Source organism: Paenibacillus sp. FSL M8-0334 (assembly GCF_038000405.1).
Classification (GTDB): domain Bacteria; phylum Bacillota; class Bacilli; order Paenibacillales; family Paenibacillaceae; genus Paenibacillus_AQ; species Paenibacillus_AQ campinasensis.
Map to the genome: position 1 here is coordinate 1 of NZ_JBBOCH010000001.1, position 19774 is coordinate 19774.

The 19774-nt window shown below is 53.4% G+C and carries 23 protein-coding genes; 4 read left to right on the plus strand and 19 right to left on the minus strand.

Annotated features, from left to right (window positions below):
• Positions 1 to 136: 136 nt before the first annotated feature.
• The 11 genes from sigF to MKX64_RS00055 all read right to left on the minus strand — a co-directional run bounded on the left by sigF (position 137) and on the right by MKX64_RS00055 (position 8667).
• Positions 137 to 892, minus strand: a complete 756-nt coding sequence (gene sigF / locus MKX64_RS00005; protein ID WP_095263459.1) for an RNA polymerase sporulation sigma factor SigF — start codon at positions 890 to 892, stop codon at positions 137 to 139.
• Between the two features lie 11 nt (positions 893 to 903).
• A complete protein-coding gene (spoIIAB, locus tag MKX64_RS00010; protein WP_095263458.1) occupies positions 904 to 1362 on the minus strand; it encodes an anti-sigma F factor in 459 nt (152 codons plus the stop codon).
• Positions 1359 to 1712, minus strand: coding sequence for an anti-sigma F factor antagonist (gene spoIIAA, locus MKX64_RS00015; protein WP_095263457.1), 354 nt, complete (start codon positions 1710 to 1712; stop codon positions 1359 to 1361). The genes spoIIAB and spoIIAA overlap by 4 nt, the downstream gene beginning before the upstream one ends.
• Before the next feature lie 91 nt (positions 1713 to 1803).
• Entirely contained in the window at positions 1804 to 2991 is a 1188-nt protein-coding gene (locus MKX64_RS00020) for a D-alanyl-D-alanine carboxypeptidase family protein (protein WP_095263456.1), read from the minus strand.
• A 192-nt stretch (positions 2992 to 3183) separates the two neighbouring features.
• On the minus strand, positions 3184 to 4008 hold the full coding sequence (locus tag MKX64_RS00025) for a purine-nucleoside phosphorylase (protein ID WP_095263455.1): 825 nt from the start codon (positions 4006 to 4008) through the stop codon (positions 3184 to 3186).
• A gap of 89 nt (positions 4009 to 4097) precedes the next feature.
• Positions 4098 to 4991, minus strand: coding sequence for a site-specific tyrosine recombinase XerD (gene xerD, locus MKX64_RS00030; RefSeq protein ID WP_095263454.1), 894 nt, complete (start codon positions 4989 to 4991; stop codon positions 4098 to 4100).
• Positions 4992 to 5036: 45 nt separating this feature from the next.
• Entirely contained in the window at positions 5037 to 5270 is a 234-nt protein-coding gene (locus MKX64_RS00035; protein ID WP_095263453.1) for a YqzK family protein, read from the minus strand.
• Between the two features lie 243 nt (positions 5271 to 5513).
• Entirely contained in the window at positions 5514 to 5978 is a 465-nt protein-coding gene (gene fur, locus MKX64_RS00040) for a ferric iron uptake transcriptional regulator (protein WP_095263452.1), read from the minus strand.
• A gap of 89 nt (positions 5979 to 6067) precedes the next feature.
• The gene (gene spoIIM / locus MKX64_RS00045) at positions 6068 to 6712 is read right to left on the minus strand and encodes a stage II sporulation protein M (protein WP_155617379.1); all 645 of its coding nucleotides are present in this window, start codon (positions 6710 to 6712) and stop codon (positions 6068 to 6070) included.
• 156 nt (positions 6713 to 6868) lie between these two features.
• The gene (locus tag MKX64_RS00050; protein ID WP_341036186.1) at positions 6869 to 8083 is read right to left on the minus strand and encodes an endonuclease Q family protein; all 1215 of its coding nucleotides are present in this window, start codon (positions 8081 to 8083) and stop codon (positions 6869 to 6871) included.
• Between the two features lie 2 nt (positions 8084 to 8085).
• The gene (locus MKX64_RS00055; protein ID WP_095263449.1) at positions 8086 to 8667 is read right to left on the minus strand and encodes an NUDIX hydrolase; all 582 of its coding nucleotides are present in this window, start codon (positions 8665 to 8667) and stop codon (positions 8086 to 8088) included.
• A gap of 94 nt (positions 8668 to 8761) precedes the next feature.
• Here MKX64_RS00055 and mciZ point away from each other — a divergent pair, with 94 nt between their 5' ends.
• Positions 8762 to 8905, plus strand: a complete 144-nt coding sequence (gene mciZ / locus MKX64_RS00060) for a Z-ring formation inhibitor MciZ (protein ID WP_095263448.1) — start codon at positions 8762 to 8764, stop codon at positions 8903 to 8905.
• Between the two features lie 123 nt (positions 8906 to 9028).
• Positions 9029 to 10237, plus strand: a complete 1209-nt coding sequence (locus MKX64_RS00065) for a tetratricopeptide repeat protein (RefSeq protein ID WP_341035174.1) — start codon at positions 9029 to 9031, stop codon at positions 10235 to 10237.
• 145 nt (positions 10238 to 10382) lie between these two features.
• On the opposite strand, the gene MKX64_RS00070 is transcribed toward MKX64_RS00065, so the two are convergent.
• On the minus strand, positions 10383 to 11510 hold the full coding sequence (locus MKX64_RS00070; RefSeq protein WP_341035175.1) for a tripeptidase T: 1128 nt from the start codon (positions 11508 to 11510) through the stop codon (positions 10383 to 10385).
• A 113-nt stretch (positions 11511 to 11623) separates the two neighbouring features.
• Between MKX64_RS00070 and prli42 the strand changes: the two genes are divergently transcribed.
• On the plus strand, positions 11624 to 11725 hold the full coding sequence (gene prli42, locus MKX64_RS00075; protein ID WP_095263445.1) for a stressosome-associated protein Prli42: 102 nt from the start codon (positions 11624 to 11626) through the stop codon (positions 11723 to 11725).
• Between the two features lie 130 nt (positions 11726 to 11855).
• Here prli42 and lipB read toward each other — a convergent pair whose 3' ends face one another.
• The 5 genes from lipB to lpdA form a co-directional block, all read right to left on the minus strand.
• A complete protein-coding gene (lipB, locus tag MKX64_RS00080; protein WP_095263444.1) occupies positions 11856 to 12536 on the minus strand; it encodes a lipoyl(octanoyl) transferase LipB in 681 nt (226 codons plus the stop codon).
• A gap of 68 nt (positions 12537 to 12604) precedes the next feature.
• A complete protein-coding gene (locus MKX64_RS00085; protein ID WP_341035176.1) occupies positions 12605 to 13999 on the minus strand; it encodes a dihydrolipoamide acetyltransferase family protein in 1395 nt (464 codons plus the stop codon).
• An 18-nt stretch (positions 14000 to 14017) separates the two neighbouring features.
• The gene (locus MKX64_RS00090) at positions 14018 to 15004 is read right to left on the minus strand and encodes an alpha-ketoacid dehydrogenase subunit beta (RefSeq protein WP_341035177.1); all 987 of its coding nucleotides are present in this window, start codon (positions 15002 to 15004) and stop codon (positions 14018 to 14020) included.
• Positions 14995 to 16035 carry a thiamine pyrophosphate-dependent dehydrogenase E1 component subunit alpha gene (locus MKX64_RS00095; protein WP_155617376.1) on the minus strand — a complete coding sequence of 347 codons (1041 nt, stop codon included), beginning with the start codon at positions 16033 to 16035 and terminating at the stop codon, positions 14995 to 14997. The genes MKX64_RS00090 and MKX64_RS00095 overlap by 10 nt, the downstream gene beginning before the upstream one ends.
• Before the next feature lie 178 nt (positions 16036 to 16213).
• Positions 16214 to 17635, minus strand: coding sequence for a dihydrolipoyl dehydrogenase (gene lpdA / locus MKX64_RS00100; RefSeq protein WP_341036188.1), 1422 nt, complete (start codon positions 17633 to 17635; stop codon positions 16214 to 16216).
• A gap of 311 nt (positions 17636 to 17946) precedes the next feature.
• On the opposite strand from lpdA, the gene MKX64_RS00105 reads away from it, so the two are divergent.
• Positions 17947 to 18252 carry a DUF2627 domain-containing protein gene (locus MKX64_RS00105; RefSeq protein WP_095263440.1) on the plus strand — a complete coding sequence of 102 codons (306 nt, stop codon included), beginning with the start codon at positions 17947 to 17949 and terminating at the stop codon, positions 18250 to 18252.
• Between the two features lie 201 nt (positions 18253 to 18453).
• Here the strand turns inward: MKX64_RS00105 and MKX64_RS00110 are convergent, their stop codons facing one another.
• A complete protein-coding gene (locus MKX64_RS00110) occupies positions 18454 to 18666 on the minus strand; it encodes a hypothetical protein (RefSeq protein WP_095263439.1) in 213 nt (70 codons plus the stop codon).
• Positions 18667 to 18722: 56 nt separating this feature from the next.
• Positions 18723 to 19613, minus strand: a complete 891-nt coding sequence (locus tag MKX64_RS00115) for an NAD-dependent epimerase/dehydratase family protein (RefSeq protein ID WP_341035179.1) — start codon at positions 19611 to 19613, stop codon at positions 18723 to 18725.
• Positions 19614 to 19774 lie beyond the last annotated feature (161 nt).

Sequence of the window (19774 nt, forward strand, 5' to 3'; positions counted from 1 at the left end):
TTCCCCCCAACTTTTTTGACTCCCTTGAGAAAACTGCCCCCCCTTACTTAAAGGCGATCAAAGCGCAGCAAAAAGACGCCTTCCACCGGAAGACGCCTGTGCTTGCAAGCATAAACGAACTGTTAGCCGCAACTAACTATTGTGCAATTTCGTTGCGTATGCTCTGCAGTATTTTTTTCTCCAGCCTGGATACCTGCACCTGGGATATGCCAAGGCGACTGGCTACCTCGGACTGGGTTTGATCCCGGAAATATCTCAAATATACGATAAGCCGCTCTCGCTCGGACAAACCGCCGATCGCTTCATTCAAGGCCAGCTTGTCAAACCACCGTTCCTGTGAATCATCCGCGATCTGGTCCATCAGCGTGATCGGATCTCCGTCATTCTCAAATACCGTCTCATGAATTGAAGTCGGCGGCTTGTTGGCCTCCTGGGCAAACACCACATCCTCCGGTGATACCCCAAGCTCCTCCGCCACTTCCTTAACCGTAGGCAGACGATCCAGCTGCTTGGACAGCTCATCGCGCTTCTTCCTTACCTTATTGGCCATTTCCTTCAGCGAGCGGCTGACCTTCAGTGTGCCGTCATCACGCAGGAACCGCTGAATTTCACCGATGATCATCGGAACGGCATACGTGGAAAACTTGACATCATAACTGAGATCGAACTTGTCAACAGACTTCAGGAGACCGATACAGCCGATTTGAAACAGGTCATCCGGGTCATAGCCCCGGTTCATGAACCTTTGTACAACCGACCAGACGAGACGAATATTACAATTGACGAGCGTGTCCCGTGCAAGCGTGTCCCCGCTCTGGCTAAGTGCAATGAGTCGTTTAACCTCCGCGTCGTCCAAAAAGGTCTGCGAAGTCTTCTTCACATCGGCATCCATTTGTCCAACCCCTAATTATATAAAGCTTTCTTGGATTCGATCCTCTTCTTCATTCTGATCGACGTCCCCTTGCCGGGCTCGCTGACCACTTCAAATTCGTCCATGAAGTTCTCCATGATGGTAAAGCCCATACCGGAGCGCTCAAGCTCAGGTTTGGAGGTATAGAGCGGCTGCTTCGCCATCTCCAGATCCTCAATGCCCGCTCCCTTGTCCTCGATCAGCAGCGTGATCATATCCCCGTCAATCCCTGCCTCGATTCGGACAACGCCTTCGGGGTTGCTGTCATAGCCATGGATGATACAGTTGGTCACCGCTTCGGATACTACGGTTTTCAGGTCGCTAAGCTCGTCCATCGTCGGGTCCAGCTGGGATACAAAGGCAGCCACAGCGACGCGGGCGAAAGATTCGTTCTCCGACCTTGCAGCAAATTCCAGCGTCATGAAATTGTGCTGTGCTTGAGCCTCACTCATGACACCACCTCCAGACCCGAGAGTGCGGTCCCCTCGTTTTCGTAGATCGGCATAATTTTGAACAGCCCCGACATCTCCAGCAGGCGGTATACCTGCGGTTTGACGTCACAGAGCGCCATCTTGCCGCCCTTATGCTTGATCGATTTATACCGACCCAGGATGACGCCCAGGCCGGAGCTGTCCATAAACTCCAGATTCTTCAGACTCATCACCAGATGCTCCGTCTGACGTTTTGTGATGGCATCATCCAGCATGATTCGGACATGATCGGCCGTATGATGATCCAGTTCACCGGACAAACGGACGATCAGGACATGTCTGTGATGCTCCATATCCACATGCAGATTCATGTTTGCTCACTCTCCTCCCTGACTTGAACAACAATTTCTACATGGTGAAAAGACATTCCTGCCCCGCGACAAAACTAGAAGAAAACTGCTATCAATCTACATCAAACAACTTGCTTGTCGTACGCTTGAACAGATTCCAGAAGCCGGCCTTCTTCACAGACACCGGGGAGGCCAGTTCAAACTCCTTGACCAGCTGCTCGCCTTGATAAACCGACAGCTTGCCAATGATCTGCCCCTTGTCCACCGGCGCTTTCAGATCCTCCACGAAATGAATTTCGTGCCGAAGCTCGGTCGTTTTGCCTCCTTTTTTCACAAGGACGCTATAATCCTTCTCGGCCTGGAGCGCAAGCTCAGGCACTTTCCCCTTCTGAATCTTGACGGTGCCCAGCACTTCCCCCGTCTTGAAGATCGAGTGCATGCTGTACTGCGAAAAAGCGTAATCAAACATCCGGGAAATATCGCTGTTCCTCGTCTTCGTGTCCGGGGCGCCCATCACGACCGCGACTGCACGCAGCCCGTCCCGCTTGGCCGTAGCCGACAGACAGAACTTCGCCTCCGACGTATACCCGGTCTTTAAGCCGTCAGCGCCCGAATAGAACCGCACGAGCTTGTTCGTATTGACGAGCCAGAATGGCTTCGGCGTATCCTGTCTTAAATAATCTTGATAGGCTCCCGTATATTTCGTGATTTCCTCATACTTGAGCAGCTCACGGCTCATGAGAGCAATGTCATGCGCGGTTGTGTAGTGATCCGCCGCCGGGAGACCGTTGCAATTCACGAAATGGGTGTTTTTCATGCCGAGCTCGGCGGCCTTGTCATTCATCATCTGCACGAATGCTTCTTCAGAGCCGGCGATCTTCTCAGCCATGGCCACAGAGGCATCATTGCCGGAAGCCATCGCAATTCCTTTGAGCATCTCTTCCACGGTCATCTCTTCCCCGGGCTCGAGGAAAATCTGTGATCCGCCCATCGACGCTGCATATTCGCTGGTCCGGACCTTGTCTGTCCATTTCAGCCGTCCGTCCTCAATCGCCTCCATCGTCAGCAGCATCGTCATAATTTTGGTAATACTTGCGGGAGGCAGCTTATCATGGCTGTTTTTCTCATAAATGATGGTTCCGGTATCCGCGTCGAGCAATATGGCAGAACGCGCGCTCGGTGCAAGCTCCTGTGTGCTTCCGGCATTTGCGCTCTTGTCATCCGCGGCATAACCAGGGGATGTCCCGCCAACCAAGCCGACAATCGCGGCCAGTATCCCGGTAAACAACGCTTTTTTCACAATCCGTCCCCTCCTGAAATATAGATCATCCCGTTCACATACGGGTCTCTATTCATTGTCGTCAGGATGTAAGCAAATTATTCCAATCGGGCACAACTAAAAATAGACCAACCGGAAGTTGCTCCGATTGGTCTATCACTGAAAGGCCGCACAGGCGTCAAAATCTCATCAACCTGCAAACCTGATGCGTTGTTACATGTTCGGGATGATGCCCATGACCAGTCCCAAAAATTTCTCTCTCACCTTCTCTGCGGTCTCCATCACTTCTTCATGAGACAGCGGCTGATCCAAAATGCCTGCCGCCATGTTGCTGATGCAGGAAATGCCAAGCACTTCAATGCCTGCATGCCTTGCAACAATCACTTCGGATACCGTGGACATGCCGACCGCATCGGCTCCGAGCGTGCGCAGCATCACAATTTCAGCCGGCGTCTCATACGTCGGACCGAGCAGACCGGCATACACGCCTTCGCGAAGAACGATGCCCTGACTGACAGCCACCTCCTTGGCTACCTGGCGCAATCTGCGGCTGTAGGCTTCAGACATGTCCGGGAAGCGAACGCCAAGCGCCGAATCATTCGGCCCGACCAGCGGATTGCGCCCGGTCAGATTCAGATGATCCGAAATCAGCATCAGATCTCCCGGCTGATAGGACAGGTTCACGCCTCCCGCCGCATTGGTAACCAGCAGGCTCTTGACCCCGAGCTCCTTCATGACGCGGACAGGAAATGCGGTTACTTCCGGACCATAGCCTTCATACATATGGAAGCGGCCCTTCATCATGACGACAGGGCGTCCCTGGATATTGCCCAGCAGCAGCTCGCCTTCATGCCCTTCCACGGTGGATACCGGGAAATGAGGAATGTCCGTATAAGCGATCGATACCGTATCCTCCATTAAATCAGCAAGCACGCCAAGACCTGATCCGAGAATGAGTCCGATTTCCGGCTTGATCGTCGTTTGCTGCGCTATGTATGCTGCAGCTGCTTTGATCGTTTCTTGATTTATTGTTGTCATTATAGTTCTCCTCACAAATGTATTAATTTCTTCTATATAATTATAGATTACCCCAATCGGCCGGAGTCCGAACACAATTGGCACAATATCTATTCGCCCGATTTCGGATGAAAGCGATCGTAGACCTCTTTCATGCTCTTCTTGGGCGCCTGGTACATCTGGGTCGTCGACAAGTCAGAATGACCCAGCAACTCCTGAACGGACCTCAGATCTGCACCGTTCTCCAGCAGATGCAGTGCAAAGGAGTGGCGCAGCGTATGCGGGTTAATTTCCTCCTCGATTCCGGCAGCTTCGCCATGCTTTTTCATAATCTTCCAAAAGCCCTGCCTTGTCATTCGTGTTCCCAGATTGTTCAAAAATAAAGCCTCTGCCTCCCGGTCCGGCTTCAGCATGCGGCCTCGCATGCCGTCCAGGTAAACCTCGACCGAATGCGCAGCCCCCGGGCTGATCGGAACGATGCGCTCCTTGCCTCCGCTGCCGACACAGCGCATAAACCGCATGCTTGTATCGACATCCCCGACGTTCAGGGACACCAGCTCGGACACCTTGATGCCCGATGCATAGAGCAGCTCCAGCATCGCCTTGTCCCTTGCGCCGTGTGGCGTCCCCGGATCAGGCATGGAGAGCAGCTTGTCCACCTGGGCCGTCGTCAGCGCCCGCGGCTGCTTGCGCTCCGGCTTGGGCGTGTCCATAAACAGCGTAGGGTCTTGCACAATGACCGATTGACGCACCAAATACCGGAAGAAGGAGCGAAGCGCCGCCATGCACCGCAGCAAGGAAGACGATGCGCGTCCCTGCTGCTTGAGGCTTCCGATATAGAGGCTGGGCAGCGCCCGGTTCACCTCTTGCGGATGCACGATGCCCCGCTCGGCAGCAAACGCGATAAATCCGGCGATATCTGTTTTATAGGATTCGATTGTATTCTTCGAAAGTCCTTTTTCATCTTCCAAATAAGACATGTAGGCTCCCAAATATGGTTCCATCTGTTATCCCCGCTTTTTCCTGTTCCGGTTCCGCTAGTATGCCGCTTATTCCCCATACCAATAGAACAGCTTCAGCCGCATCGCCGGTGAATATTGGCTGTCCATCGTGCTCTCGGGCTGAAATGCCTTCACAGCCTGTCCGCTTGGCACCTGGTACGGATTGGACGGATTGACCCAATCGCCCACCCAGTCCAGTACATAATAGAAGAACACCGTCAGCACGGCAAAACATGCAACAAAGCGAATCAAGGAGATCATTTTGCGAATGGATATAATCACTGGCAGCGCCTCACCTTCGTGAAATACCTGATCATTCCCAAACTATGTCCCGTCCTGCACAAATATGACCGTTCGCACTGTTTCGCACCGTCCGCTAGCGTATACGTTCTTATGGAATCTACTCTCCTAATCCCTTCTATATGTACAAGAATCCTATCTTCATATAAAAAGCCCTCCCGGAAGGATCGCCGGATGAGGGCTCGCCGTGATCGTTAGGAATCACTGCAGGTGATCGATTATGAGTTAGGATTTATCCGTATCATTCTTGCCCTTTTCCTTGCAACGGTAGCATATCCCGTGGAAATCAAGCCGATGGTCGTATACGGTAAAATTAAATTCGCGCTCCAGCCGCTCCTCTAATGGTCCAAGCCAATCCTCACGAATTTCGTCCATGCTTCCGCATTGAGTACATATCAGATGATGATGATGATGTTTCGAGGTATCGGTTCTGAGATCATAGCGGGCGACGCCGTCGCCAAAGTTGATTTTCTCCACAACATGCAGCTCGCTCAGGAGCTCAAGGGTACGGTACACGGTAGCCAGACCGATCTCAGGAGCCTTCTCTTTAACGAGCATAAACACATCCTCGGCGCTAAGGTGGTCGTCTTCATTCTCCAACAATACGCTTACCGTGGCTTCCCTTTGGGGCGTTAGTTTATAGCCTTGGGATTGTAACTGCTGTTTAATTTTGTCGATCCGCGCTTCCATCGTTTCCCTCCCCCTTGGAAATCACACCACGTAAAATGGTCACTTCCTTCATTATAGGGGGACTTTACAAACAAAGTCAATCGGTTTTGCTAGAAGGCAAGATTCGTGGCCTGAACCAGCATCGGCGTCACCCACCTCATCATGCTAGGGGTCACCCACATCTCAAACGAGGCTGCTGCCAGCGTCGCCAGAGCCATAACCCCGGTCGTTATCGCATAGGACATCAGCGGCTTAGCCAAGCTTCCGCCCCGCTGCACCAGCAGCCGGTTGCGTATCATATAAAGGGAGAAATGGATGGCCGTCACGCTGCACATCATGACGATAGGGATCATCAGCATATTTTGCGGGGCGACCGACACGAGGGCAAACAGCAGTCCGCTCCATGAATATTGGCCGACCAAATATCCGACGGTAAACCCGATCAGCACACCCTTCAAAAAGTCCAATATAAGAATGCCCGGCAGCCCGATCACTGACAAGCCTAATATCCATATCAACCCGATCCATTTCAGATGAAGGGAAGCAATCTCCCAGAAACTGGATTGTCCGCTCGCTGGGCCGCCTTCATGAAGATTAACAAAAAAATGATTCAAGTATCGCGCGATATCCTGCTGCTGCTCCAGTGACAGCGCATTGACCATCATCGCTCCGAACAGCACGCCTACCAAAAACAAGACGGCAACAAAAACATAGAGCGGGGCCTGATCCTTGAAGGCTTTGCGGAATGAATGCATAGAGTAGCGTCTCCTTTCATGGGTCTACTCTACTCTATGAAGACGGTCTCTTTTCTATGACTTTCTTATATCAATCGAGCGTGTGGTTCTTCGTATAGCCCACTCGTCATCCCTTGTCGCCAAGAAGCGACACCACCCGGATGCTGTAACGCCGCTTCATTTCATCACTTTCCCGTATGTCCCCCCGCCACCGGATGCTAACTGCAGCGTCCCGTTTCGGGCTTGTATAATGCTCTCCGCCAGCACCTCTCCAGCCACGGCTGCCAGCTCTGTCTCCGAAGCTCGGTGTAATATCGCCATCTCCGTCCCAAAGGCGTCCAGCAGCTTCTTCATCGCCGATTTCCCGAGTCCGGGAATGAACTCAAGCGGAATCTGGTAATGATAGGGCGGACGAAACGCAGGAATGATCGGCTCGGTGCGATCTGCGAAGCTCAGGATGCGGTCGAGCACGCCACCCACAAGCTTGGTGCTGCCGCAATAAGGGCATCGCCCTTCCTGTGAGGCCGCATCCGCCTCGTCCATAATGCTCTCACACCCCGAGCAATAGGTCCGGTGATATTTACCGAGCCTCGGGTTCAATCCGTAGTTCGCGGTTACTCCGCGGCCGTCTCTTCGCTCCAGCGCGAGCTTGAACTCTGCAAAGGACGGCTCCTTCATCGCGATCCGGTTGTACTCCCGGCCAATCTTGCCTAGGGAGTGGGCATCGGAATTGCTGAGAAAGGAATACGAGTCCAGCTCCGAGATCAATCCGGCCATCGCGGAATCCGCACTTAATCCAAGCTCGATGCCGGATATGCCACTCGGATCAAACACGTCGGCCAGCCGATCGGTCATGCTGCCGTAGAGCCCTTTATGAGGCGTAAACACATGGGCGGGAATAAGTATCCCGCCCCGGTCGGTCACCTCTTGCTGAAGCTCTCTCGGCGAGACATAGATGCGCTGCGAGCTGAGCTGGATATTTTTCATATAACGGGCCATCCAGCCTGTAAAGTCCTGCATCATGTTGAGGGATGGAAAATAGGCCAGCACATGCGCCGCTCCCCGGCCTGGCCCCCGAACCTCGATCTCGCTGCCCAGCAGAATCACCGTATCCCGGTAGGCGATGCCGCCTCCGGCCAGCTCCCTCATAATCCCGCTGTCCAGGCAGGCCATAATATCCTCCTGAACGGAGGGAGAATGGCAATCGATGATTCCGGTCATCTGGATCCCTTTGCGCTCCGAGCTTTCGACTGCAATGTTCTCGAAGGTCAGATTGTTGCTGGCGCTGATCTTGACCGCCTGTCCGTTGGTTGCCCGGCCGATGTGAATATGAAGATCACAGAAAAATTGCGTGAGTTCTTGCTGGTGAGAAGCTGTATTGTCCGTGCTCATCATCAGATTTTTCCCGTCAGGCTGTACATATTCCAGGCATATACCGCGAGGATCGTCTTCGCATCGCTGATGCGCTCCTCCTGAATCAGCTGGTAGGCTTCCTCAAGTGTGATCTCGGCCATTTCCAGAAATTCGTCTTCGTCGGGATTCATGTCGCCTCGCGTTAAATCTTCGGCCAGATAGAGATGAATAACTTCATCCGCAAAGCCGGGGGATGTATAGAAAGAATGCAGCTTTCGAATCGAGCCGCACGTATACCCCGTCTCTTCCTCCAGCTCGCGCTTGGCCGCTTCCAGCGGGTCTTCGCCAGGCTCCAGCTTTCCTGCCGGGATCTCCACCTCGCAGCGTCCCAGCGGCTGTCTGTATTGGTCAACAACAAGCATTTTTTGATCCTTCAAGGCCAGTACCGCCACAGCTCCCGGGTGTCTCACCACTTCACGGGTCGCTGTATTTCCGTTCGGAAGACGAACCGTGTCCACCTGAAGTGAGATGATCTTTCCGCTGAAGATGTTGTTCGTTGACAGTGTGGTCTCCTCCAGCCTTGCGTTCGGGACGTGCCCGTTCTTGCTGCCGATATCGCTCATATCATGGCCTCCTTTGTCTGATACGTGGCATCTTTGTCCATGCTATTGCATAAGGTGTATTATATCAAATTTCGCGAGAAAGAAGGAACGAGCCATGAAGAGCTACAAAGGAACAAATTCCTTTCATATGGTGGGACAAGCTTGGCAAATCCGGATTATGCTGAAGCAATGGCAAAAAGAATGGGGCAAGGACGCAACGGTACTGGATGTCATTATGCCTCCAAAACCGAGAAAATAACGTAAATATTAACCGTAGTTTATAGGACTTTAGAATCATTTTGCGACGTTTGGTGTGTTTTTTCAAAAAAAGTTCACGACTTATGCATCGTTTCGTGTGTTGTTACAGTGGGAGGCTTCGAATATGCGACAAATCATGCTTAATGAAATCGATTTAACAGCGAATCTCATATGGAATGATTATGAGCGGGGACAATGGTATGAACGGCGCGGGCTGCTGAAGGAAGCATTGGAGAGCTACCGCGCGGCCACTTCGCGCTCGCCGGACGTCGAGCGGTCCACTGGTCAGGATACGGCACTCATCTGGCTGCAATACGGCAAGCTCAGCATGCGTCTGCGCTCCTTCTCCAATTCAGAGTCGGCGTATGCGCATGTGGTTCAGAGCAGCAATGCCTATGCACAGCATGCGCTGAACCAATGGGCTGCCCTGCTTCTCACGCAAGGGTTAAGCGATCCGGAGATATACAAGCATCTCTCCGGCAGAATCTCCGGTCTCGCTGCTTCGCCGGAGATGATCGGCTGCGCGATGTTTTATATCGGCGCTTATCGCGAGGCTGCGGATTGTTTCAGAGGATGCCTCGACTCCCTCGGACCAAGCGGCGGCATCATGTATGCCAAGGCGCTCATTCGACAGCAGCAAACGTCGGAAGCGCTGCGGCTGTTGGAGCAATTGGAGAATCGCCAGGTCCCTTCCGGCAGCAGTAACAGGAATGCATGGCAACAAGATCTGCGCCATTTACAGCTGCTGTGCCAATGGAAGCTTGCAGGTAATTCCCAATCGACGCTGACGCTGACCGATCCGCTCGAGCTGGCGAAAACCGCTGTATCGGTCGGTCTGATTCCGGAGGCAGAATGGCTGCTCTCCTTGAACGGGATCGATGCCGGTTATGCTTTGATCTGCCTGTTATACAATGAAGGCTACATTACGGAGGCCGTTTCCCATATCGAGATGCTGGGGCAGCTTCCCATCGGAGACGCTGGCATCTACAGCGAGAAATTGTGTGTTATTGCTGCCGAAGTCTTGTATGATCAGGGCAAGTACGAGGAGGCCTCGTCCCAGTTTCAGCAAATCCGCCAAGCCTGGCCATCCTGCACGGCCGCCCGATTCGGAGAAGCGGCGTGTCATCTGCAATCGGCGCTGCTGTCGTTGTCCCGAAGACTGGAAACCAGCTTCTCCTCCCCTAAGCTGCAGCAGGAAATTATGGAGCATATCGACAACATCGTCGCCGCCCTCAACCTCGTTGACAGCTCTGGCTGGCACACAAGCTGGACACCCTCCCAGAAGCGGGTTGATAACAAACGAAAAGCCCCATGCGCTGTTCTGCTTAACTAAACGCTTGTGACTTCATTTCATCGCTCTTTATATATAAAGGGGTGTCCGGGCTTCTCATCCCGAAACACCCCTTTTGCTATGTCTCAATCATGCAATGAACCCATGCAATGAACCCATGCAATGAACCTTTACAACCTTTACCCACTTATGCCTTCGCATTCTCCTGTACAATCGCAACGACCAGTTCAGCCGCTTTGACGAGATCTGAAGCTTGAATACGTTCCTTGGTCGTATGGATCTCCTTGTAGCCCACCGCCAGATTCACAGTCGGCACGCCCAGACCGTTGAAGATGTTGGCATCGCTGCCGCCGCCCGAAGCAAACAGCCGCTCGTTCAGACCGATGCGGCCAATCGCCCGCTTGGCAAGCTGCACAACTTCATCGTGCTCGTTAAAGCTGAACGAAGGATAGATGATTTCGCTAATAAACTCAGAGTCAGCGCCGAATTCGCGCACTGTTGTTTCGAGCGCCTCACGCATATCGCTGATCTGCTTGTTCACCTTTTCCTGCACGATGCTTCTGGCTTCCGCTTCCAGCTGCACATAGTCACACACGATATTCGTCGGACCACCGCCGGCAAACTGACCGATATTAGCGGTCGTCTCATGGTCGATACGGCCCAGCTTCATTTTGGCAATCGCCTTGGCTGCAACCTGAATCGCGCTGATTCCATCCTCCGGATTGACACCCGCATGCGCGGATCTCCCCTTGATGATCATTTTAATTTTTGCTTGTGTCGGCGCAGCGACCGCGATGGAGCCGATATCTCCGTTGGAGTCAAGCGCAAAGCCCAGATCAGCATCCAGCATATTCGGATCAAGCGCTCTTGCGCCTACGAGTCCCGATTCTTCGCCTACCGTGATCACAAATTGAATTTGACCATGCGGAATGTTGTTTTCCTGAATGACACGAATCGCTTCCAGCAGAGCTGCGATCCCCGCTTTGTCGTCCGCACCCAGAATGGTCGTGCCGTCACTGCGAATCCAACCATCCTCTCCCAGCGTCGGTTTCACGCCTTTGCCCGGGGTCACGGTATCCATATGACAGGTAAACAGGAGCTTCGGCGCCTCCTCAGCCTGCTCCGCCTTCCAGGTAATGATCAGGTTGCCTGCACCATGTCCTGTCTTCTCCTTGGCGTCATCCTCCACAATGTCAAGCCCGAGGCTGCCGAATTTCTGCTTCAGCACGCCGGAGATCTGTTCCTCAAATTTCGTTTCACTATCAATCTGGACCAGTTCCATAAACTCTTTCACGATTCGCTCTTTAGAGACCACTGGACTTCCCTCTCTTTCACATATACGTTACAATGTCTTATAAGAATTGCCTATTTCGATATCAGGCATGCTAGCAATGTACATTATTAAACTTAAATTAAAGGAGCAACACCATGCAACGAAAAAAGTGGTTTAAATTTGTCATTTATCTGATGCTGCTCGCCATGATCTGCTCGACCTTGATGATTGTCCTCGAGCCTCTCTTGTTCCGTTAATCGGACATGTTCTGCCCATTGAGTGACATGAGGTTCCGTTCATCTTCCCGGATTCAGGCTGAATACCGTCCAATCCGGAAAAAACGCTCCCGTCGCCACCCAAGCAGGTGTAGCGGGAGCGTCCGTTATTTTAACGCCACACAGGTGCATAAGGAAATATACGGGTGAAAAAAGGCAACAGCTCACGCGCTACTTCCTCCACCTCAAAGGTGTTCCCCGTAATATCCTCCAGTGAGGTTACTCCGTATTCCTGAATTCCGCACGGTATAATTCCCGCAAATCCGTCTTCGGCAATGCCTGCCTTGATATTAAAAGCGAAGCCATGGCTCGTGACAAAGGCTCGCTGATGCCGGCATTTGTTAAACTTCACGCCGATGGCGCAAATTTTCCGGTCTCCGACCCACACCCCGGTATATTCCGGTTTTCTTCCGGATTCAATGCCGTGCGAAGCCAGATAATCTATAATGACCTGCTCCACGTTTCGGAGATAAGCGTGAAGGTCAAGCCCCTTTCCAGCATCCAGCATCAGCAAGGGATAGCCGACAAGTTGCCCAGGCCCGTGATATGTAATGTCTCCTCCGCGATCAATTTCGAACAGGCCTATGCCCCGCTTCTCAAGCTCTTCCCGGCTGAGCAACAAATGCTCGGGATGTCTCTGGGAACCAATCGTATACGTAGGAGGATGCTGGAGAAGCATCAGCTGCTCTGAACGCTTCCCCTCATCAATCCCTGCCACGATCTCCTTCTGAAGCTCCCAGGCATCTCCGTAATTCATCATCGGCGTGTACGTTACATCCAACTGTCTATTCATCTGCAGCGCCTTCTTTCACCTAAGAGTAATGCCGATGCCGATGGCCAATCTTTGTATCCATACCGTTTCTAGTACAGCTTGGTATCCAATGTATAGCCTTCCAGGTTGTCTTTGACCCTTTGCAAAAATCTTCCGCAGATGACACCGTCCAAAATCCGATGATCCAGTGACAGACACAGGTTAGCCATCGAGCGAACAGCAATCATATCATTGATGACAACCGGCTTTTTGACAATCGACTCAAACGTCAGGATGGCCGCCTGCGGATAATTGATGATCGGATACGACAAGATCGATCCGAAGGAACCGGTATTGTTGACCGTGAATGTGCCTCCTTGCATATCGTCGAGCGTCAGCTTGCCTTCCCGCGTCTTCCGCGCAAGCTCGTCGATCTCTCTGGCAAGGCCCGCGATGTTCTTCTGATCCGCACGATGAATGACCGGCGTCATGACGGAATCCTCGGTCCCTACAGCGAGCGACAGATTGATGTCCCGCTTGACCACAATTTTATCCACCGCCCAGAACGAGTTCATGATCGGATAATCCTTGATGGCGTTCACGACCGCCTTCAACAGAAAGGCAAGATAGGTCAGGTTAACGCCCTCGTTGCGTTTGAATTCATCCTTCAGTTTGTTCCGAAGCAGCACCAGGTTCGTTACATCCACTTCGATCATCGTCCAGGCATGCGGAATTTCGGTAACGCTCTGGCGCATGTTTCTGGCAATGGTGTTTCGTATCGGAGTTACGTCAATGAAATAGTCCGAGCGGCCGCCGCCTTCCACCTCAATGGTCGGAATCTTCGGCGTCTCCGTCAAATGCAGTCCGGAATGACGCACATCCGGGATCGGTGTGAAGAGATCCTCCTTCGACAATGGGGTAGCGGGTTGCTGCTTCAGGCCGCTAAACGGGGAGGCCGCTGATCCGGACTGCTCCCTTCTCTCTGCCCGGGCCGGTTCGGTAACAGCTGGCTGCGCCGCTGCGCCTTGTGATCCGCCCTGCTCGATATACTTCAATACATCCTTGCGCGTAATTCTTCCGCCCAGGCCGGTTCCCTGTACCCGGTTCAGATCGATCCCGTGCTGTGCAGCAAGCGTCTGTACCGCCGGGGAATACCGCGAACGCATCGACGTATCGCCAGATATCGCTGCACCCGGGGAATGTGCAAGTTCCGATGCGCCACCAGCTGGCGCCACCGTCCCGTCACTTGCTGCTGCAGTCTGAATACGGCAGATGACTTCACCTACACTGACAACCTGGCCCTCTTCGGCAAGAATGTCGCCCATAACCCCGTCAAGCGTAGACGGGATCTCCGCATTCACTTTATCCGTGATCACCTCACAGATCGGCTCATATTGCTCAATCGGATCGCCAGGCTTTTTGAGCCATTTGGCAATCGTTGCAGACACGAGGGATTCTGCCAGCTGAGGCATCGCAACGTCGGTCATCGTATATTTATCGGTCATGCTCACAACTCCCTGTTCTTAATAAAGCGCCAGCTGACGCATCGATTCCTTGACTTTGTCCTTGTTCAACATGAAAAACTTCTCCATCGGCGGGCTGATCGGCATCGCCGGCACATCCGGCCCGCACAGACGCATAATCGGCGCGTCCAGATCGTACAGGCAGTGCTCCGAGATGATCGCCGCAACCTCGCCACCGACACCGCCGGTTTTGTTGTCTTCATGAACGATAAGCACTTTCCCTGTGCGTCTCGCGGATTCAATGATGGCATCCTGGTCCAGCGGCTGCAGTGTGCGCAGATCGAGGACGTGGGCGCTGATCCCTTCCTCTTTCTCCAGCTCTTCGGCAGCCTGCATGACAAAATGCAGCGGCATGCTGTATCCGATCACCGTGATGTCGCTGCCTTCGCGCAGGACGTTCGCTTTCCCGATCGGAACGTCATAATCATCCTCCGGCACGTCGCCGGTGATCAGTTTGTAGCACTTTTTGTTCTCGAAGAAGAGGACAGGGTCCGGGTCGCGAACCGCTGCTTTCAGCAGCCCCTTGGCATCGTACGCCGAGAACGGAGCAACGATCTTCAGACCCGGCGTGCCAAAGAAGATCGATTCCGGACACTGGGAATGATACAGCCCGCCGAAGATGCCGCCGCCAATCGGCGCGCGGACGACGATCGGACAGCTCCAATCGTTGTTCGAGCGGTAGCGGATTTTCGCTGCTTCACTAATGATCTGGTTCGTCGCCGGAAGCATAAAGTCGGAATACTGCATTTCCGCGATCGGCTTCATACCGTACATGGCCGCTCCAATCGCTACCCCGGCAATCGCCGATTCCGCCAGCGGCGTATCCAGCACACGCATCTCGCCAAACTGCTCGATCAGCCCCTTCGTGGTCGTGAATACGCCGCCCTTCACGCCAACGTCCTCGCCAAGCACGAAGACGGATTCATCCTTCTCCATCTCTTCCTTCATCGCGAGGCGAATTGCATCAATATACTCCATTACCGCCATCCTTCAGTTCCTCCTTCGTCTTCGGCATACACATGAAGAAGCGTATCCTCAGGTTTCGGGAACGGAGCACGATCCGCGTATTCCGTCGCTTCTTTGATCTCCAGATTCAGCTGTGCCACCAGATCTTCGTCACGAGCCTCATCCCAGAGTCCCGCTTCGATCAGATACGTCTTGAAACGCGCCACGCCGTCCTTCTTCCAGTTCTCCTCCACTTCTTCCTTGGTCCGATAAGCCAGATCATTATCGGAAGTGGAGTGCGGGGACAAGCGGTACATAACCGACTCGATCAAGGTTGGCCCTTCTCCGCGCACAGCGCGCTCACGCGCTTCCTTCACCGCTGCGTACACCGCAAGCGCATCATTGCCGTCAACGCGGACGCCTGGGAAGCCGTAGCCGAGCGCACGGTCGCTCACCTTGCCGCTGATCTGCTTGTGCAAAGGTACAGAGATGGCGTACTGGTTGTTCTCACACATAACAACAACTGGCAGCTTGTGCACCCCCGCAAAATTCAGCCCTTCATGGAAATCGCCCTGGTTGCTGGAGCCTTCTCCGAAGGTGACAAACGATACAAAATCCTTCTTCTGCATTTTGGCCGCGAGTGCGATGCCAACCGCATGCGGCACCTGGGTCGTCACCGGACTGGAGCCGGTCACAATGCGCAGCCGCTTGGAGCCGAAATGGCCCGGCATTTGGCGCCCGCCGCTGTTCGGATCCTCGGCCTTGGCGAATGCGGACAGCATCAGCTCGCGAGGCGTCATGCCAACAGCCATAACAAAGCCGTAGTCACGGTAATACGGCAGGAAATAATCCTTCTCCCGATCAAGGGCAAACGCCGCAGCTACCTGACAAGTCTCCTGCCCGATGCCGGAAACGTGAAAATTGATTTTTCCCGCACGCTGCAGAAGCAGGTTGCGCTCATCGAATTTTCGCGCGAGCACCATATATTTGTACATGTCAATCACTTGTCCGTCAGTCAGTCCAAGCTGTTCATGCCTAAGCTTATTCGATGTCATCGTATCTTGTTCTTTCATGGAGATCCCTCCTTTTTCATGAGCCAGTCAAGCCTCCTGACCGATTCGGTTCCCCGATCAAGCGACCTCATATCAAGTATTAAAACCTGGTACTAAGACTTGGCTTAATCTTATTATAATCCCTTTTCCGGCAAAAAGAAATGAGGGATTGCATAGTGAGGTTATCCAAATGATCTGCCTAGAGGCCGATAGCTCGTCCATCCACGGCCAGCATGGCTTCGCCGAGCACTTCGGACAGGGTTGGATGCGCATGAACTGCCGCCCCGACTTCCCATGGCGTCGCATCCAGCACCTGGGCCAGCGCCGCTTCGCCGATCAGCTCGGTCACATGCGGGCCGATCATATGTACGCCGACAATATCGCCGCTGTCCTCATCGGCAATCACCTTCACAAAACCTTCCGTCGCCCCCTGCACCAAAGCTTTACCGATGGCCTGGAAAGGGAAACGTCCCACCTTGATCCGGCGTCCCTGCTCTGCGGCTTCCTTCTCCGTCAGCCCTACGCTCGCCGCTTCGGGACGGGAATATATACAGCGCGGAATCCACGCTTTCGGGTACGGCGCTGTCTTCTCGCCGGCCAGGTGGTTCACAGCTGCAATCCCTTCATGGCTGGCGGCATGGGCCAGCTGAAGACCGCCGATCACATCGCCGATGGCATAAATATGCGGCTCGGTCGTCTGGAGATGCTCGTTCACGGCAATAAGCCCGTTCTCAACCCGCACATCCGTATTTTCAAGCCCGATGTTTTCCGCGTTGCCTATGCGGCCTACAGACACCAGCAGCTTGTCTGCGCTTAGCGTCCGCTGCTCGCCCCCCGCCTCCACGGAAACGGTCACCTGCTCATCCACCACCGCATAGCTGTCCACAATCAATCTGGCGCCGGTATACACCTTCACGCCTCTTTTTTCAAGCTGCTTCCGCATTTCTTTGCCGATATCCTCGTCCTCGGTTGGCAGCAGCTGTGCGGTCGCCTCGATCAAGGTCACGTCCACGCCAAAATCATTCAGCATCGACGCCCATTCTACCCCGATCACGCCTCCGCCTACGATCAGCATCGACGCCGGCAGTTGCTCCAACTGGAGCGCTTCATCACTCGTCAGTATATGTATTCCATCCGCTTCAAGCCCCGGCAGCTGGCGCGGCCTTGAGCCTGTCGCTATGATAAGGTGGCCCGGTACGACCGTCTCCATCTCCCCATCCGGAAGCTCAACGGCAACCGCCCCGCTCCGCGGCGAGAAGATCGAGGGCCCGATCACCCTGCCTTTGCCCTGGATCACCGTAATTTTATTTTTGCGCATCAAATACTGAACGCCGTCGTGCAGCTTGTCCACAATGCCCTGCTTCCGCTTCTGCACTTTGTCAAAAGCAAGCCGGAGCCCGTCCGTCTCAATCCCGTATTGCTCGCTCTCTTTCATGTCGGCATACAGCTCGGCACTGCGCAGCAGCGCCTTGCTGGGAATACACCCCTTATGCAGGCAGGTACCGCCCAGCTTATCCTGTTCAATAATGACAACTTCCTTTCCCAACTGGGCAGCCCGAATCGCCGCGACATACCCCCCTGTACCTCCGCCAAGTATTGCAACATCACATGTTATGGCCACAAACGGCACCTCCACAATATAATCCATAATGGTTCTTCATTCTCTATCATTGTACTCTCTTTCAATCGTATTACAAAATAGCGAGAATTTAGACCAAAATCAATAGCCAGCATTTCGTTTGATCAATATATAGTATTGCTCACGAAATCTCATCTATATATTGTATTAGCAATGGATACTCATGCCCGATTTACGCATAGTGATTGACAACCTGTAAGAAAACAGGGAGCGCCGAAATGGACATCGAATCCGGAAAACGGTATGATAATCGATAGTTGAGTATCACTTACAGGATGGAAGGAAATTTGGTTATGAAAATGTTGATCTCCCGCTTTATCGCCATTCTTATTCTCGTCATCCCCGGATTTCTGGCGATGAAAGGTTTCCTGATGATGAAGGATGCATTCTTCCTATATATCGCCGTACACGGTGATGACAGCGTGCTCAATCCGACCTTCGAATGGCTCTCGTTCCTCGGCGGCCTGGCACTGTTTGTCATCGGCATCGGCTTCCTTGGCGGATGGATTCTGTTCCGTGACCGGAAGCGCAATTATGTAGGGCCAAGATTCAAGAAGAAACGTCCTGCCGCCAAGCCGGGAAGCTCATCCGGCAACTGACACTTCGCTTATCCGGATATTCGAAAGCGAAGCAGGTGCAGCAAAAGGTCGAAGACATCCGCTAGAACTTACGAAAGCGGCATCTTCGACCTTTTTGTATGTTACAACGATACCGCCAGACTTACCCCGATCCGCCACAACCGCCAAGCCGATGCAGTACTTGTCCAGTTCCGCGTGCTTCGCGCATGTGGTTGGCTGTTTCTATTCCATCAACGCATCCTTCAGTTTACTGGACATGCGGGCTTCTTTCCCGCTTGCCTTGAGTACCGCTTTTCTCAAATTCATGTTCTGCCGGGCAACCTGCTTCAGCTCCTCGAGCATCTCATGCAGAAGCGCGCGTGCCTCTGCCGTAAGCGCTCCGGCTGCCGCAAGCTCCTGAATTCGCTGTTCCCACATCTCCGCCTTGTCCATCATGCCTACCTTCCTTTCAACTTGCCATCCGCAAGCGTCCGACAGGGACGCTCGTAGAATCACGGACGCTTCTTCAAATTGGCGGCCAGCTCCCGGATCAGCTCGGGCATCCACGCCTTCACATTCCAGAAAGTAAAGCCGGACTCAGCCGCTCTTGCGTTGCTCATCACCCAATCTTGCGGCACGCCAAACGGTGATTGATGCTCTTGGGAAGCCTCCGACACCAGCGACGCTGTCTGTCCAATCTCCAGTTCGATCATACCCATAATTTCACGCACTGAAACAGTCCCGTCAGAGCAAGCATTGACCGGCCCCTCCAGTTTAACCTCGCCAATCCACTGCAAACATGCAGCTGCCTCCTCGGCATGAACAAACGATATTTGCGCATCCGGTGCCGGAAGTCCGATCGGCTCGCCTTGTGCAGCATGCTCAATGTGGAACCAGAGCCGCTTCGTGTAATCGTCTGTCCCGAGTACTATCGGGAATCGGACAGCTGCCACCGCCAGATTGCTTCTACCGAACAGCACCGCTTCGGACAGCCGCTTGCCTTCCTTGTAGCTGTATTTGCGCTCAGGATTGGTCTGAACCGGATAGTTATAAGGATCGAAATCGCCCTCTTGCAGCGGATGGTCTGCGTTATCGTACACGGCCAACGTCGAGGTCAGCACATACAGTCCGGTCCGTCCTGCAAAAATCTCCGCTGCCTGTTCCGCTTCCTCCGGGGTATAGCAGATGTTGTCATACACAACATCCCACTGCTGCCCCTCGACCGCTTGACGCAGCGCATCCGGATCGGTCCGGTCTGCTTGTAACCGTTGTACCTTATCCCCAAAGGGATCTTCACTAGCTCCCCTTGTCAATATCGCCACATCGGCTCCCGCTTCGATCAGCCGACTCACCAATCTGCGGCCAAAAAAACGGGTGCCGCCCAGCACCAGCACATTCTTCATCTCCGTCCCTCCTCCGTGTTATCCATGCCTCATTATCATACTCCCATTTGGTTCAAAAATCCAAAGCATGACGTTCACGCAAGCAAAGGAAAACGCCGTGTCCACACCACTGACCTTTCGTCAATGAGCGAAGACAACGGCGTTGCCGTCAGATGATAGGC

Coding starts and splice junctions, on each gene's coding strand:
- MKX64_RS00085 (WP_341035176.1), bottom strand. CDS start 13,999: ATGACCGATAAATATACGATGACCGACGTTGCGATGCCTCAGCTGGCA.
- MKX64_RS00110 (WP_095263439.1), bottom strand. CDS start 18,666: ATGATGGACAAGGCGGAGATGTGGGAACAGCGAATTCAGGAGCTTGCG.
- MKX64_RS00105 (WP_095263440.1), top strand. CDS start 17,947: ATGAAAATGTTGATCTCCCGCTTTATCGCCATTCTTATTCTCGTCATC.
- MKX64_RS00115 (WP_341035179.1), bottom strand. CDS start 19,613: ATGAAGAATGTGCTGGTGCTGGGCGGCACCCGTTTTTTTGGCCGCAGA.
- fur (WP_095263452.1), bottom strand. CDS start 5,978: ATGGAAGCGCGGATCGACAAAATTAAACAGCAGTTACAATCCCAAGGC.
- mciZ (WP_095263448.1), top strand. CDS start 8,762: ATGAAGAGCTACAAAGGAACAAATTCCTTTCATATGGTGGGACAAGCT.
- MKX64_RS00055 (WP_095263449.1), bottom strand. CDS start 8,667: ATGAGCGATATCGGCAGCAAGAACGGGCACGTCCCGAACGCAAGGCTG.
- spoIIM (WP_155617379.1), bottom strand. CDS start 6,712: ATGCATTCATTCCGCAAAGCCTTCAAGGATCAGGCCCCGCTCTATGTT.
- MKX64_RS00050 (WP_341036186.1), bottom strand. CDS start 8,083: ATGAGCACGGACAATACAGCTTCTCACCAGCAAGAACTCACGCAATTT.
- MKX64_RS00065 (WP_341035174.1), top strand. CDS start 9,029: ATGCGACAAATCATGCTTAATGAAATCGATTTAACAGCGAATCTCATA.
- MKX64_RS00090 (WP_341035177.1), bottom strand. CDS start 15,004: ATGGCGGTAATGGAGTATATTGATGCAATTCGCCTCGCGATGAAGGAA.
- prli42 (WP_095263445.1), top strand. CDS start 11,624: ATGCAACGAAAAAAGTGGTTTAAATTTGTCATTTATCTGATGCTGCTC.
- MKX64_RS00025 (WP_095263455.1), bottom strand. CDS start 4,008: ATGACAACAATAAATCAAGAAACGATCAAAGCAGCTGCAGCATACATA.
- spoIIAB (WP_095263458.1), bottom strand. CDS start 1,362: ATGAGTGAGGCTCAAGCACAGCACAATTTCATGACGCTGGAATTTGCT.
- MKX64_RS00095 (WP_155617376.1), bottom strand. CDS start 16,035: ATGAAAGAACAAGATACGATGACATCGAATAAGCTTAGGCATGAACAG.
- sigF (WP_095263459.1), bottom strand. CDS start 892: ATGGATGCCGATGTGAAGAAGACTTCGCAGACCTTTTTGGACGACGCG.
- spoIIAA (WP_095263457.1), bottom strand. CDS start 1,712: ATGAATCTGCATGTGGATATGGAGCATCACAGACATGTCCTGATCGTC.
- lipB (WP_095263444.1), bottom strand. CDS start 12,536: ATGAATAGACAGTTGGATGTAACGTACACGCCGATGATGAATTACGGA.
- xerD (WP_095263454.1), bottom strand. CDS start 4,991: ATGGAACCATATTTGGGAGCCTACATGTCTTATTTGGAAGATGAAAAA.